This window comes from Noviherbaspirillum sp. (assembly GCF_035654295.1).
Classification (GTDB): Bacteria; Pseudomonadota; Gammaproteobacteria; order Burkholderiales; family Burkholderiaceae_D; genus Noviherbaspirillum.
This window is the reverse complement of the sequence record NZ_DASRXF010000046.1, coordinates 1-12,438: the sequence shown is the minus strand read 5'-3', so window position 1 is coordinate 12,438 and position 12,438 is coordinate 1. Positions and strand designations below refer to the sequence as shown.

Annotated in this window: 10 protein-coding genes; 7 read left to right on the top strand and 3 right to left on the bottom strand. The window is 62.8% G+C overall.

What is annotated here, in order from left to right:
• Positions 1–24 precede the first annotated feature (24 nt).
• Positions 25–2,349 (bottom strand): penicillin-binding protein 1A, encoded by a 2,325-nt coding sequence (locus VFF99_RS05375; RefSeq protein ID WP_325015739.1) that lies wholly within the window; start codon positions 2,347–2,349, stop codon positions 25–27.
• 197 nt (positions 2,350–2,546) lie between these two features.
• Entirely contained in the window at positions 2,547–2,867 is a 321-nt protein-coding gene (locus VFF99_RS05370) for a hypothetical protein (protein ID WP_325015704.1), read from the bottom strand.
• A 206-nt stretch (positions 2,868–3,073) separates the two neighbouring features.
• On the opposite strand from VFF99_RS05370, the gene VFF99_RS05365 reads away from it, so the two are divergent.
• From VFF99_RS05365 to VFF99_RS05335, 7 genes are all read left to right on the top strand, one after another.
• Entirely contained in the window at positions 3,074–3,817 is a 744-nt protein-coding gene (locus VFF99_RS05365; protein ID WP_325015702.1) for a phosphoribosyltransferase, read from the top strand.
• A 42-nt stretch (positions 3,818–3,859) separates the two neighbouring features.
• Positions 3,860–5,074 carry an NTP/NDP exchange transporter gene (locus VFF99_RS05360; protein ID WP_325015700.1) on the top strand — a complete coding sequence of 405 codons (1,215 nt, stop codon included), beginning with the start codon at positions 3,860–3,862 and terminating at the stop codon, positions 5,072–5,074.
• On the top strand, positions 5,052–5,969 hold the full coding sequence (locus VFF99_RS05355; RefSeq protein WP_325015698.1) for an aldo/keto reductase: 918 nt from the start codon (positions 5,052–5,054) through the stop codon (positions 5,967–5,969). The genes VFF99_RS05360 and VFF99_RS05355 overlap by 23 nt, the downstream gene beginning before the upstream one ends.
• Before the next feature lie 58 nt (positions 5,970–6,027).
• Positions 6,028–6,639, top strand: a complete 612-nt coding sequence (locus tag VFF99_RS05350; RefSeq protein WP_325015697.1) for a hemerythrin domain-containing protein — start codon at positions 6,028–6,030, stop codon at positions 6,637–6,639.
• Between the two features lie 68 nt (positions 6,640–6,707).
• Positions 6,708–7,565, top strand: a complete 858-nt coding sequence (locus tag VFF99_RS05345) for a YihY/virulence factor BrkB family protein (RefSeq protein ID WP_325015695.1) — start codon at positions 6,708–6,710, stop codon at positions 7,563–7,565.
• 65 nt (positions 7,566–7,630) lie between these two features.
• Positions 7,631–8,701 carry an acyltransferase gene (locus VFF99_RS05340; protein WP_325015693.1) on the top strand — a complete coding sequence of 357 codons (1,071 nt, stop codon included), beginning with the start codon at positions 7,631–7,633 and terminating at the stop codon, positions 8,699–8,701.
• Positions 8,702–8,753: 52 nt separating this feature from the next.
• Positions 8,754–9,584, top strand: a complete 831-nt coding sequence (locus VFF99_RS05335) for an aldo/keto reductase (RefSeq protein WP_325015691.1) — start codon at positions 8,754–8,756, stop codon at positions 9,582–9,584.
• A 24-nt stretch (positions 9,585–9,608) separates the two neighbouring features.
• On the opposite strand, the gene VFF99_RS05330 is transcribed toward VFF99_RS05335, so the two are convergent.
• A partial coding sequence (locus tag VFF99_RS05330; RefSeq protein ID WP_325015689.1) for a ShET2/EspL2 family type III secretion system effector toxin occupies positions 9,609–12,438 on the bottom strand: 2,830 nt, incomplete at its 5' end.

The following is a 12,438-nucleotide window of genomic DNA, read 5'->3' as shown; positions in this document are numbered from 1 at the left end:
GAAACCCGCCATGCGACCATCGGACTATCCCCCACCCCGATAATCCATATCCCCCGCAGGCGCCGTCTGCCGCGTTGGCGGCGCCGGCACTCCTGCCGGCGTGGAGGGACTGCTGCCGAACAACCTGTCCCAGAACCCGCGTACCGGATCCACCCCTACCGACTGCACCGCATCTCCGCGCGTATATTCCTCATACATCAAGTCGCCGTCCACCTGCACCAGCCCGGCGGGCATCGGCCGCTGCGCCGGCGGCTTGCCCTTGAGCGCGGCGCGCATGTAATCGATCCACACCGGCAGCGCCACCGTGCCGCCATACTCCTTTCCGCCCAGCGAACGCGGCTTGTCGTAGCCCATCCACGCCACGGCGACGATATCGCTGCCGTAGCCGGCGAACCAGCCGTCCATTGCATCGTTGGTGGTGCCGGTCTTGCCGGCGAGGTCGCGCCGGCCGAGCCGCTGGCTGGCCGCGTAACCGGTGCCGGAGCCGACGACGTCGCGCAGCATGCTGTCGACCAGGAAGGCATTGCGCGCATCGAGCACGCGGGCATTTTCGTCGCCTGCGATCGACGGGCTGTTTTCCAGCAGCACGTTGCCCCGCGCATCAACCACCTTCTCGATCAGGTAAGGCGCGATCCGGTAGCCGCCGTTGGCAAACACCGCGTAAGCGCCGGCCATCTGCAGGGGCGTCACCGAGCCGGTGCCGAGCGTCATGGTCAGGTTGGACGGATGCTTGTCCTGGTCGAAGCCGAAGCGCCCGATGTGCTCCAGCGCGAACGGCGGGGAAATGGCCTGCAGGATGCGGATGGAGACCAGGTTCTTCGAGCGCTTCAGGCCGGTGCGCATGCTGACCGGCCCGTCGTAGACGCCGTCATCGTTCTGCGGGTTCCATGCCGGCCCGCCAGCCTCGGCCAGGCTGGTCTCAAGCGGGGCATCGTTGATCATCGTGCCCGGCGAAAGGCCTTTTTCCAGCGCCGCCGAGTAGATGAAGGGCTTGATGCTGGAACCCGGCTGGCGCCAGGCTTGCGTGACGTGGTTGAACTGGTTGAGATTGAAGTCGAATCCGCCGACCAGCGCGCGGAACGAGCCGTCGTTCGCATTGAGCGACACGAAGGCCGCCGACACTTCCGGCAGCTGGGTGATCCACCAGCGCTTCTTCGCATCCTGCGCCACACGGATCACCGATCCCGGCCGGATGCGGTTCTTGCTCTTGGCACTGAGCGATGAGGCCGCGAACTTCAGGCCCTCGCCGGTAATCTCGGCCACCTCGCCCGACAGCATCTCGGCGCGCACCGCCTTGGACGACGCCGAGAGCACGACGGCGGCGCGCAGGTCGTCGCTGTCCGGGTGCCGGGTGAGGATCTCGTCGACCGCCTGCTCCCGCTCTTCCTCGTCGGCCGGCAGCGCGATGTAATCCTCCGGTCCGCGGTAGCCGTGGCGGCGGTCGTACTCCAGCACGCCGCGGCGCACCGCCTGGTAGGCGGCATCCTGGTCGGCGCTGTTGAGCGTGGTGTAAACGGTGTAGCCGTGGGTGTAGACGTCGTCCTTGTACTTCTCGGCCATGTACTGGCGCACGATCTCGGCCGCATACTCGGCATGGGTCTGCATCAGGTAGCCCTTGCTGCGGACCTGGAGCTTTTCGCGCGCTGCCTGCTCGTATTGCGCGGGTGTGATGTAGCCCAGCTCGCGCATGCGCTTGAGAATGTATTGCTGGCGCTGCTTGGCCCGTACCGGGTTGGCCACCGGGTTGGCGGTGGACGGCGCCTTCGGCAGGCCGGCCAGCATCGCGGCTTCGGCGATGCTCAGTTCTCCGACTTCCTTGCCGAAGTAGATGCGCGCCGCGCTGCCGAAGCCGTAGGCGCGCTCGCCGAGGTAGATCTGGTTCATGTACAGCTCGAGGATCTGGTCCTTGCTCAGTTGCTCCTCGATGCGCCAGGACAGCACGATCTCCTGGATCTTGCGCGAATATTCCTTCTTCCGGCTGAGGTAGAAATTGCGGGCCACCTGCATGGTGATGGTGGAGGCGCCCTGCGAGCGGCTGGCGCCGAGGTTCATCAGGAAGGCGCGCGCGATGCCCGAGTAATCGACGCCGCCGTGCTCATAGAAATTGGCATCCTCGATGGCGAGCACCGCATTTTTCAGCACCTTGGGCATCTCGGCGATCGGCACGAAGTCGCGCCGTTCTTCGCCGAACTCGCCGATCAGCACCTGGTCGGCCGTATAGACGCGCAGCGGGATCTTGGGACGGTAATCGGTGATCGCGTCCAGCGAGGGCAGGTTGGGAACGACAATCAGGAAAACATACCCCGCCAGCAGCGCGCAACCGGCGGCGCCTGCGGCGGCAAGGATCATCAGGAATTGCAGGAGGCGTGACTTCACGGCACGCTTCCCCGAGCGAGACGACTTCGAACCGGCGGACGATTTTCGCGCCACTCCGTTCTCCCTTCGGCGAATGTGTAATACGCAACTTTAGCAGGCATTGCGGATGCAAGGCCGTAAGAAGATGTAACACGGAAGGGGCAAGGCCGGCGCGCAGCCGGCCATAGCGCTCAGTGGAGTTGCTGCTTGAGGGAGGAAATGGCCTTGCGCGCCTGTCGCACGGCGTTCTGTACCTGCACGTCGACATAGCCGCCTTGCGCGCAGGATTGCATTGCACGGTCGCCGATCTTTTCCAGCTTGCTCACGCATTGCCGGATCTGGTCGTCACTCTGGCCCTGTTCGGCCACCTGGATGGCATGGTCCGCCTCCTGCTCCAGTTCGCTCAGGCAGGTGCGCAGCCGGTCGGGTACATCGGGGCTCATTTCGCACATCTGGGCGGCAGCGTCGATGCACTGTTCCACCTGGGAAAAGCGGTCTCTGATCTGGTTCATTTGCATAGGCATGGGGACTCCTTTCCATTCTGTTACGTGGAGGCCGTTTGGTGCTTGCCCGTTGCATTAGTTCCGCGTGTAGAGCGTGCGTGTAATTTGTACATGAACGGGTGTAAAGACGTTCATGCGAGCCCCGCTGTCACCGGCGCTCCTTCATGGCAGGCATCTTGCTGCACTTTTCCTTCGCAGTGAGGAGGTTGAACGCGATGTTTTCCAATCGACACCCTTTCCGGGACCGCAGCGACGCCGGACGCCAGCTCGCCGCGGCCCTGCAATACCTGAAGGATTCCGACCCGGTGATCCTGGCCCTGCCGCGCGGCGGGGTTCCGGTGGCGTTCGAGGTGGCGCAGGCGCTGCACGCCACCCTGGATGTCTTCCTCGTCCGCAAGATCGGCGCGCCGTACTTCCCTGAGCTGGGCATCGGCGCGGTCGCCGAGGGCAACGAGCCCTTCTGCGTGATGAACGACGACCTCGTCTCGCGCACGCGGGCCGACGCGCGTTATGTGGAAGAGGAAAAGCAGCGGCAGTTCGCGGAAATGGCGCGGCGGCGCGAGCTTTACCGCGGCGGGCGCGAATTGACCGAGCTGCGCAACCGGGTGGTCGTCGTGGTCGACGATGGCATCGCCACCGGCGGCACGATGAAAGTCGCCTTGCAGGCCATCGCCGCGGCGGGACCGGAGCAGCTGATGTTCGCAGTCCCGGTCGCGCCCGCTGAAACGGTTGCCGCCCTCTGCGACCTTGCCGACGACAGCATCTGCCTGCTCTCGCCCGACGACTTCCGCGCCGTCAGCCAGTACTACGCGGATTTTGACCAGACCGGCGACGACGAGGTGATCGCGCTGCTGCGGCAGGCGGAATCCTTCAGCATGCCTCCCGCACCGGGTGCGGACGGAAAGGAAGTGATACGCCTGCGCCGTCCTCCGTCCGACCAGGCGGACGGCCGCTTCTGAACGCCCGTGCGCCGGCCAGAACATGAACGACAGTCCCTGCGCATGGCCGCCGGCCTGTTCCGGCCCGGCGAGCTGATGCGCGCCGGCTGCGCCGGGGCGGCCTTCTTCCTGATCCTGTGCAGCTACTACATCCTGCGGCCGGTGCGGGACGACATGGCGGTGCGCTTCGGCGCCGATCGCCTGCAGTGGCTGTTCAGCGCGACCTTCCTGTTCACGCTGCTCGTCGTGCCGCTGTTCGGGACGGTGGTGCGGACCCTGCCCCGTCAGCGGGTGCTGCCGCTGGTCTACGGCTTCATCGTCATCAAGCTGCTGGCATTCCAGGCGGCATTCGCATCCGGCCCCTCGCCGCTCGGGGCGGCCATCTTTTTCGTCTGGCTCAGCGTGTTCAACCTGTTTGTCGTGTCGCTGTTCTGGAGCCGGATGGGCGACAGCTTCTCGACCGAGGAATCGCACCGCCTGTATGGCTATATCGCGGCCGGCGGCACCTGCGGCGCACTGGCCGGTCCCGCGCTGACGGCTGTGCTTGCCCGGCATCTCCCGGCTGCCCACCTGCTGGGTCTGTCGGCGCTCCTGCTCTGCCTGGCCATCGCTTGCGTGCTGGCCCTGCCCAGGAGCGGCGCGCCGCAGGAGGGGCGGCCGGTCGGCGGCTCGGTGCTGGCAGGGATCGCGCTGGCGGCCAAGCGGCCCGACCTGCGGCGCATGGCGATTCTCGTCCTCTGCTACACGACAGTCTCCACCGTCCTCTATGTGGAAATGGTGCGCCAGGCGGGACTGCGCTATGCGGATTCGGGCGAGCGCACCAGCTTCTTTGCGGCCGTCGATCTTGCGGTCAATGCCGCCGCGCTGTCGCTGCAACTGCTGGGCACGCGCCGGCTGGTCGGCCGTTTCGGGCTGCGCGTCACGCTGCCGCTGGTGCCGGTGCTGATGGCGGCCGCACTGGGTATGCTTGCCGCGTGGCGCGGCCTGGCCGCACTGGCCGCAGTGCAGGTCTTGCATCGGGCGGGCGAATATGCACTGGGAAAACCCGGGCGGGAAATGGTCTACACCGCGCTCGATGCAGAAAGCCGTTACAAGGCGAAGAATTTTATCGATACCGCGGTGTACCGCGCCGGCGATGCCGGCAGCGCATGGGCAATTGCGGCATTGCGCGGGCTGGGACTGGATGCCTTCCTGTTTGCCGCCCTGCCCGCCGCGCTGCTCTGGGCGGCCACCGGATTCAGGCTGGGAGAACGCCATGACAGGAATCAATCGACGTGAAGCGATGGGACTGATTGCCGCTGCTACTGCCCTGGGATTTGGAGGCGCCTTTGCCGCTCCGCCGTCCGAGGGGCGCGCCTTGCACATGCGCCGCATCCCCTCGTCCGGGGAAGCGTTGCCGGTGGTCGGCCTCGGTACCTGGCAGACCTTCGACGTCGGGCCGGGTGAGGACGAGCGTGCGCCGCTCGCAGAGGTGCTGTCCGCCTTTGTCGCGCTGGGCGGACGCGTGATCGATTCGTCTCCCATGTACGGCCGCTCGGAAGAAGTGACCGGCGAGCTCGCGGAAAAACTCAGGCTGCGCGACCGGCTGTTCGTCGCGACCAAGGTCTGGACCCGGGGCAAGGAGGCGGGCATCCGGCAGATGGAAGAATCGATGCGCAAGCTGCGGGCCCGCCCGGTCGACCTCATGCAGGTGCACAACCTGCTGGACGTCGATACCCACCTGGCGACCCTGCGCGAATGGAAGCAGCAGGGACTGGTGCGCTACATCGGCATCACGCATTACACCGCGGGCAGCCATGACGAGGTCGCCGCCATCCTGCGCAAGCATGCCGTCGATTTCGTGCAGATCAATTTTTCCGCCGCCGAGCGCGAAGCCGAACAGCGTCTGCTCCCGCTGGCGCAGGAGCGCGGCGTGGCCGTGATCGTGAACCGCCCGTTCGCCGGCGGCGAGGTGATCCGCCAGATGCGCAACCGCCCGCTGCCCCCGTGGGCGGCGGAGATCGAATGTTCCAGCTGGGCGCAGATCCTGCTGAAGTACGTGACGGGACACCCGGCCGTCACCTGCGCGATCCCGGCGACATCCAAGTTGACGCATCTGCGCGACAACATGCAGGCCGGCATCGGGCGGCTTCCGGACCGGAAACAAAGAGAGCTGATTGCCCGTTCACTTTGAGGCGGGTACGGTGTTTGCTGCAATCCGTACCCATGACGTTGAACCGAAGGAGGATGCCATGATGAAATCGCTCAGAAACACGATCAGCAGCACACTATCGCCCACCATCACCAACATGATCCGCATGGATCACACCGCCGTACTGGAAACCTTCCATCAGTACGAAATCGACAACAATCCGGCGACGAAGAAGGCGCTGGTCAATACCGTCTGCATTGCGCTGGAAATCCACGCCCAGCTTGAAGAAGAGATTTTTTACCCCGCCATGCGCGTCGTCTCGGCCGACAAGTCGGTGGTCGAGAAAAGCGTGCCGGAGCACAACGAGATGCGCCGCCTGATCGCCCAGCTGCGCTCGATGGAAGCAACCAACCCCGCCTTCGACCAGACCTTCATGGAACTCATGCGCAACGTGATGCACCACGTGGCGGACGAGGAAACCACCTTGCTGCCGGAAGCGGAACGCCTGCTCGGCCACCGGCTGAGCGAACTGGGCGCCGAAATGACAAAGCGCCGCCTGCAACTTACCGCCCCGCGCGCCGGCGAACTGGCCGCCAACTCCGCCCGCAGCTTCCCGACCAGTTCCATGCTGGTGGCGGCAGGTGCGGTGATCGCCGGAACCTATCTCGCCAAACGGGCATTTGAAGGCCCGGGCGATTCACGCAACCATTAACAGGAAGGACAGGAAGGCGGACACCACTTTTAGAGCGAGGGCGCATGGGAATACCCGGATTGCGTGGGATGAGCTTCATGAAACTGGTCAAGGAAGCCGTCGGCGACTTCTTCGACGACGACATGACCACCCACGCATCCGCCCTTGCCTATCAGATATTTTTTTCAATCTTCCCCTTCATTATTTTCCTGATCGCGCTGCTGGGCTTCCTGCAGCGTCCTGAGTTCTTTGACTGGCTGCGGCAAAACGCCCAGCCCATGCTCCCGCCCGAGGCCTACGAGCAGGTGAACAAGGTCATCTCGGACTTGCAGCAGGAGCAGGCCGGCCTGATGTCGCTCGGCGTGATCGTCGCCTTGTGGTCCGCGTCGGCGGCGGTGCGCGCAACCATGAACGCGCTCAACGTCGCCTACGACGTGCGCGAAACCCGGCCAGCGTGGAAGCTGTATCCGCTGTCGATGCTGTACACCGTCGGCTTGGCGGCGATGATGATCGTGGCGGCCGCGCTGCTGACCGTGGGGCCGCAGGCGATGCAGTGGCTCACCCACTGGATCGGACTCGAGCAGATCTTCGTCACGCTATGGGCATGGCTGCGCTGGCCAGCCGCGTTCCTCATCCTGGCGCTGGCGGTGGCGATCATCTATTACGCTGCGCCCGACGTGGAACAGGAATTCCGCTTCATCTCCCCGGGCGCCTTGCTGGCGGTGGCGGTCTGGATCGCCGCCTCGCTCGGCTTCAAGTTCTACGTCACCAGCTTCGCCGATTACAACGCCACCTACGGCAGCATCGGCGCCATCATCATCCTGCTGCTGTATTTCTTCATTTCCGCCGCGGTGCTGCTGTTCGGAGCGGAGATCAATGCGACCATCGAACACCATTCGGCGGAAGGCAAGGCTCCAGGCGAAAAAGATGTAAAGCAACATTCCTGAAAGCAAGACATGCGACAATACGGGGTTGATCGATTCCCCCGATTCCCCCGTTTCCCCGTCGCGCCATGCATTTCCGCGTTTTCGACCTCCTCAAGGCGGTCGCCTGCAACCTGATCGTCCTGCACCACCTTGCGTTCTACGGCCCGATGGCCGACGTCGCGCGTCCGCTCGCGCCGGAGATGTTCGAGTGGCTGGAGGCGCACGCGCGCATTGCCGTGCACGCCTTCCTGGTCATGGGCGGATTCCTCGCCGCCCGATCCCTTTCCGCGCAAAGCACTGCGGCGCGCACGCCGGTCCGCGCAGTGCTGCGCCGCTTCGTCAAGCTTGCTCCGCCCTTCATGGCCGCAATGCTGCTTGCAGTCGCGGCCTCTGCGCTGGCCGCGCAATGGATGACGCATGACTCGATCTCGTCCATGCCCAACCTTGCGCAAGTCCTCGCGCACGCCTCCCTCCTGCACGGCGTGCTCGGCTACGAATCTCTCTCCGCCGGCGCATGGTACGTCGCAATCGACTTCCAGCTGTTCGCCTTGATGACGCTGCTCCTGTATCTCACCGCCCGTCCCGGTCTTCCCGCCTGGCTCGCGCCGTCAGCGGTCGCAGGCTGCACGGCGGCATCGCTGCTGTACTTCAACCTGGACTCGACCTGGGACAACTGGGCGCCCTACTTTTTCGGCAGCTACGGTCTCGGCGCGCTCGCGTGGTGGGCATCCGAACGCACCCGCAGCCCGCTGCAGCTTGCCCTGCTGACAAGCGCCATCCTGCTGCTCGGCGGACTGGCGCTCGACCTGGAATTCCGCAGCCGCATCGCCCTCGCGCTTGGCACGGCGCTGCTGCTGGTGGCCGCGTGCAAGGGCATGGTGCGTATTCCCGGCCAGGATTCGCGGCTGGTCGCCTTGATCGGCCGCATCTCCTATTCGGTCTTCCTGATTCACTTCCCCGTCAGCCTCGTGGTGAATGCCGCATTCACACGCTTTGCGCCGGCGCTGCCCGAGGTTCAGGCCGCCGGCGTGGTGACGGCATGGCTGGCAAGCATCGCCGCTGGTGCAGCCTTCCATCGCTGGGTCGAACTTCCCCTGGCGGCAATCACCGAAACCGCGCGCGGCACGACGGCGCGCAATACCACGGCGGCCGGCTGAAGAACATCGCGGGCAATACGGCTATGATGAAAACTTCATTACAGGAGGCCGCATGCGCACGCTTGCCTTAGCGAATGGAGAAACCATCCCCGTCCTCGGCCAAGGCACCTGGTGTATGGCGGAAAAGCCGCGCTCTCGTGAATCGGAAATCAATGCCCTGCGGCGCGGGCTCGACCTCGGGATGCGGCTGGTGGACACCGCCGAAATGTATGCCGACGGCGCATCGGAAGAACTGGTCGGCGAAGCCCTCGCCGGCAGGCGCGACGAGGTCTTCCTGGTCAGCAAGGTCTTGCCGCAGAACGCCAGCCGGCGCGGAACCATTGCCGCCTGCGAACGCAGCCTGCGGCGCCTGGGCACCGACCGGCTCGATCTCTATCTCCTGCACTGGCGCGGCAGCGTCCCGCTGCAGGAAACGGTGGAGGCGCTCGCCCGGCTCAAGCATGACGGCAAGATCCGCCACTGGGGCGTGAGCAATTTCGATCTCGACGACATGCGGGAACTGGAAGCCCTCGCCGGCGGCGAACCGGTGGTCAACCAAGTGCTCTACAACCTCACCCGCCGCGGCATCGAGTACGACCTGCTGCCCTGGTGCCGCTCAAACGGGATCGCCGTCATGGCGTATTCGCCGATCGAACAGGGCAAACTGCTCGGGCACCCGGTGCTGCGCGAGGTCGCCGCACGGCATGATGCGACTGCGGCACAGGTGGCGCTGTCGTGGGTGCTGCGGCAGCAAGGCGTTGTGGCGATTCCGAAGGCCGGGCGGGCGGCGCATGTGGAGGAAAATCGGGAAGCGCTTGAGCTTGCCTTGACGGAGGCGGACCTGGTGGAACTGGACCGAGCGTTTCGTCCGCCGACGAGTCCGCGGCCGCTGGAGATGATCTGAGGATGGGTGCGGGCACGACGCTGGTTACTCTTTAAGCGCTTTCATCATCGCCTTGAATTTCCGGCGGAATATCGGATCTTCTCTCAGGTCGAGGAAGTCGGGTGCGTATATCCAGACGCCGGCCGTGTACCATGCTTTGAACTTATAGGCCCCTCGGATCGACTCCAGCAGATTGACACGAGCATCTCTGGAAAGGCGCGGCACCGAAGCCTCGAGGATTTCCGCGAATGCGAGAGAAGCGTCGACCCTTCTAAATTGCAAGGCTGCTCTCAATCCCGGCACCCCTTTGGTGTCTTTGGCTGCGAGCAAGTCGGGCAAGCTGGAGGAGCTCGTGTCGGCAGGAATCAGTTCCAGCAACTTTCCGAACGCTCTTACCGTGTCGGCATGGCCTTTGTAGAGGGCGGCATACAGACCGGGGATTTGCTTCATGGATTTTGCCGCAAGCAAGCCAGGCAGGACGGTACTGCGGCGATTTTCGGGAATCAGTCCTAACAAATCGCCAAACGCCTTCACAGCTTCGCTGTGCCCCTCCAAGAGGGCAAAATAGAGTCCGGGATTCTGCCTTTCATCTTTCGCCGCCAACAATTCGGGCAAGATGCCTGCCCGCCAATTCTCGGGAATCAGGTTCAGTAAATCTCCAAATGCCCTCACTGCATCGGCATGACCGTCTGTGAGGGCAAGGCATAGCCCGTGAATGTGGCGGTCATCTTTTGCCTCAAGCAAATCGGGCAAGGCGGCGACCCGCTGTTTCTCAGGAATCAGGCTTAGCAAGTCCCCAAATGCCTTCAGCGCGCCAGCATGGCCGTTAGCGAGTGCGAAATATAGCCCGGGGACTTGTCCCGCATTTTTGGCAGCTATCAAGCCGGGCAAGATGTCGCCCCGCTGATTCTCGGGAATCAGGGCCAGCAAGTCCCCAAATGCCTTCACTGCGCCGGCATGACCGTTTGTGAGCGCGAAATATAACCCGGGTACTTGTCCCGCATTTCTGGCAGCCAGCAAATCGGGCAAGATCTCGCCCCGCTGATTCTCGGGAATCAGGCTCAACAAGTCCCCAAATGCCTTCACTGCGTGGGCATGACCCTTTGCGAGCGCAAAATATAACCCGGGGATTTGTCCCGAATTTCTGGCAGCCAGCAAATCGGGCAAGATGTCGGTCCGGTGACTTTCCGGAATCAGGCTCAGCAAGCCCCCAAACGCCTTCACTGCATCGCCATGACCGTTCGCGAGCGCGAAATATAACCCCGGGACTTGTCCCGAATTTTTGGCAGCCAGCAAATCGGGCAAGGTGTCGGTCCGCTGACTTTCCGGAATCAGGCTCAGCAAGCCCCCAAACGCCTTCACTGCATCGCCATGACCGTTTGCGAGCGCAAAATATAACCCGGGGACTTGTCCCGAATTTTTGGCAGCCAGCAAATCGGGCAAGACTTCAGCCCCCTGATTTTCGGGAATCAGGTCCAGCAAGCTTCCAAACGCCCGCACCGACTCAGCGTGACCGAATTGGAGGGCGAAAAATAGCCCGGGAATCTTCATCTCATCTTTGGACGCCAGCAGATCGGGCACGACAGCGGACCGATGATTCCTGGGAATCAGGCTCAGCAAGTCCCCAAATGCCCTCACAGCCTCGCAATGACCGAACCGGAGTGCGAGATTCAGGCCGGGAATTTGCCTCTCATCTTTTGCTGCCAGCCAATCGGGCAAGACGGCAAGCCGCTGATTCTCAGGGACCAGATTCACCAGGTCTCCAAATGCCCTCACAGCCCCGGCATGACCGCTTTGGAGTGCGAAATACAGTCCGGGAATCTGCTTTTCATCCTTGGCTGCCAGCAGATCGAGCAAAACGGCAACGCGCCTAGTCTCCGGAATCAGATTCAGCAACGTGCCATATGCCTTCACGGTATCGGCATGCCCTCGCGTGAGGGCAAAAAATAGTCCGGGTACTTCTTTGGTATTTTTCGCCTTCAGCAAATCGGGCAAGACGGCCGCGCGCTGATGCTCGGGAAAGAGTTCGAGCAGCTCCCCGTATGCCTTCAGCGCCTCGGTGTGCCCCTGACAGAGTGCCTGAAAGAGCCCCGTAAAAGCCCGCCATCCGGGGCGGTCGGATGCCAAACTTTCAAGGAGGTGTGTGCTCCAGCCACCTGGTTCCTGCTCTTTCAATTCCTGACAAATTGAACGAATAGAGACGGAGTTACCCTCCGCCAATGCATTCGAGATGCTTTCGACCACACGTTCTAAGTCCCGGGAGATCAACTTTCCCGAGTACTCCTGGGAAAAGAACGGGGATACGCCGATTACCGAAAATCTCTCTGGCGGAAATATGTACTTAACGCTCATGAATTGCCGCAAAGCTGCTTTGGTGATTCCTTCCTTGTCCTCGGTGAGATATTCCATGTGCTTCATGTTCGCGGTGACATTCGGATCATGTACTCCGACACAGAACCGTCCATTCCTTCTATGAACGTGAAGAGTCATGACATGGCTGGAGGTGGCAGAAGACTGAAAGCGCAACTTGTAGGCGGTGGAATCACCTTCTTTCAGTTCGCTGGAGAGTTTGTACAGCAGCTTGCCGAACTCGGCATTGCTGCATAAAAGCTCAGGCCCGACTGTGTTCCAGCTCGCCTCCAGTTTTGCGTAGCCGAGGGAATTGAGTAACTTGCCCGCCGATTCTTGATTGGAAAACAGATCCAGCCGTGCTTTCAGTGCCTGGTGCGACTGTGCCCCATATTGTTCTTTCCCGCGCATGAGGGTCTCGATATGCCGGCACCAATAAAATGCACTCTGTGCATCCTTGTCTATCCCCTTGATGAGGCCATTCAAGTTGAGTTTGGCATCCCGCCTTTTATAGAAGAATGGCGAA